The sequence below is a fragment of the Streptomyces sp. H39-C1 genome, assembly GCF_027158125.1.
Lineage (GTDB): Bacteria > Actinomycetota > Actinomycetes > Streptomycetales > Streptomycetaceae > Actinacidiphila > Actinacidiphila fildesensis.
Map to the genome: position 1 here is coordinate 1 of NZ_JAPVLS010000221.1, position 2,510 is coordinate 2,510.

Consider the following 2,510-nt stretch of genomic DNA (forward strand, 5'->3'; position numbering starts at 1 on the left):
AGGGCACGATCACCTCCCCGGATGAGTCCTTCGGCGACGACCACCCGGCGCACTACTACGCCTTCGGTGAGATCTACCACGGACGGCGGCTGCTCAAGGTCGGCGCAAGCAGGCAGTTCACCGGCGCGCCCGTGCCCTTCCCCGACACCCGTCCCATGGCCACGGTCCCAGCCGGCGGCTGGCCCCACGCGTCAGTGCTGGTCCGGCGACTCCTCGACCACTTCGACACCACTTACCACGCCGTGCTCGACACCCTCGAAACAGCGTGGGATGGCGGCGACCCCAGCGCCCTGCGCGCGGCCGTCCACGCCATGCGGGGACTGGAGACCCCAGCCGTCGAATTGATGGAGATCGGTATCCCCGGTACCCCGGGGAATTACGGCCCCCAGTTCCGCCCGCCCCTCTCCTCCCGCCCCACCGGACAATGATCGCCGACATCCCGGCAACGGACATGCCCGCACAGGCCCAGCCGCTGGGCCGCCGCCACGCCGTAAAGGAGTGTGCGCGTCCGCAGTCGACGCGATGACCCGGAGCGCCACCGCGACGTTCCAGCCTTCGGCGCCTCACCGCGACACCGCAATGGCGAACTCCCGGACGGAACGCCGTGTCCGCGGGTGTGCCGGCGTCCTGAGCCCTGGTGGTGGCCCTGAAAACCGCGGGCGACCGGCCGTACCTCGACGGGACAACGAACAACTCACCGGTGCGCTTGGTTGTGGGCTACCACTTCCTCAACCGCTTCCCCCGGCTGGGGCTGACCCCCGCCGACAACGGCGGCATCAACTCCGTACCCGGCGGTCCCACCGCGATCGGCTCCGTGACCGGGCGTTCCGCCGGGAGAGGGCAGTTGAACCCCCATCCGATGGAACCGGCCGTCCGGGTCACAACGAACCCGCCCCGACGCGGCCCACGGCGGTGGCTCCCGTGGACGCTTGCCGCCCGCTCACACCGTCGGAAGCGTCGCGGCGTCCCGCCCTGCTCCGGGGACCGGGAGGCCCGGCGAAACGATCACGAACGCCGGTCAACTCTTCCGCGCGCGAAACGAATCGGCGGAGGGTAGGTGCTCACTGTGGCATGTGCCGGAATTCATCACAGTTTGAGTGGCCGTGAGTCCGACCCACACGCAGCGACGTACCACTGGGTGGCAAGCGTGCACAGGTGTTGAAGGAAACGCCAGGGCGGACGCCCGTGTGCTTCCCGCGTGATCCAGCTGGAGGTCCTTGAGTTGAGCCACCGACATGTGAACAAGCGGACCGGCGCCATCACCGGCGCCGTGGCGGCAGTTGTCGCCGGGGTGGCGATCCTGCTTCCCCACGCCAACGCGAGTACCAACACGCCACAACCCCCCGAGACGTTCTCCTCGCAGTCGGCCGCGATGCTCGCGGCATCCCTCGACACGGACCTCGGCGGCAAGACAGCCGGCTGGTACCTGGACACCCCCACCAGCCACCTGATCGTGAACGTACTGAGCAACGACGACGCCCGGCGGGTCCAGTCCCAGGGGGCCATCGCCAAGGTCGTGCGGAACACCATGCCCGCACTGCGCGACGGCGTTCGCACCTTGAGCGACACCGCCTCGATACCCGGCACCGCCTGGTCCATCGACCCGAAGACCAACCAGATCGTGGTCCTCGCCGACCGGACGGTGACCGGCACGAAGATGGCCACCCTGACACGGGCCACGGACCGGCTGGCCGGTCTGGTGAGCGTCAAACGGACTTCGGGCGAGTTCACACTCTACGACGCGGGCGGCCGCCGCCAAGGCTCGGCCGGCGGCAACCCCCCAGCGGCCGGCGGTGGCTCCCCTGCGGCGGGAGGGGCGGGAGGCCAGGCGGGCGGCGCGAACACCGCGACGGGAGCTATCGGCGGCTCCGCCATCTTCGGTGGCCGAGCGCAGTGCTCACTGGGATTCAACGTCACCGTGCAGGGAGCGCCCGCCTTCATCACAGCAGGCCACTGCGGCAACGAATCGAAGACCTGGGCGGCCGATCAGGCAGGTAGTCAGCCGCTGGGCACCGTCGCGGACTCCCGGTTCCCCAAAACCGACTTCGCCCTGGTGACGTACGACGACCCGACCACGAAGCCGTCCAGCGCGGTCGACCTCCACAACGGCAGCACCCAGCAGATCACCCAGGCCGTGGACGCGGCCGTGGGCATGAAGGTGCAGCGATCCGGCAGCAGAACGGGTCTCGAGGACGGCACCGTCACCGGTCTCAACGCCACGGTCAACTACGGCAACGGCGACATCGTCAACGGACTCATCCAGACCGACGTGTGCGCGGAGCCCGGTGACAGCGGAGGCCCGATGTTCGCCGGCGACGCGGCCGTGGGGCTGACCTCGGGCGGCAGCGGTGACTGCCAGCAGGGCGGCGAGACCTTCTTCCAGCCGGTCACGGCCGCGCTCGCGGCCACCGGAGCCGTCATCGGAGCGGGCGACGCCGGTGGCAGCGGCAGCGCGGCCGGCGGTGGTGACGCGAACGGGAACGCCGCCGGTGGCGACAACGCGAACGGCA

General features: G+C 70.1%; 1 protein-coding gene and 1 pseudogene. Both read left to right on the forward strand.

All coding sequences use genetic code 11. From position 1 onward, the window contains the following. Positions 1 to 428 (forward strand): annotated as a pseudogene (locus O3W51_RS47730) (ferritin-like domain-containing protein); the annotation flags it as partial. Between the two features lie 770 nt (positions 429 to 1,198). Further along, positions 1,199 to 2,510, forward strand: a 1,312-nt coding sequence (locus O3W51_RS47735; protein ID WP_269290337.1) for a S1 family peptidase, incomplete at its 3' end; no start/stop codon positions are given.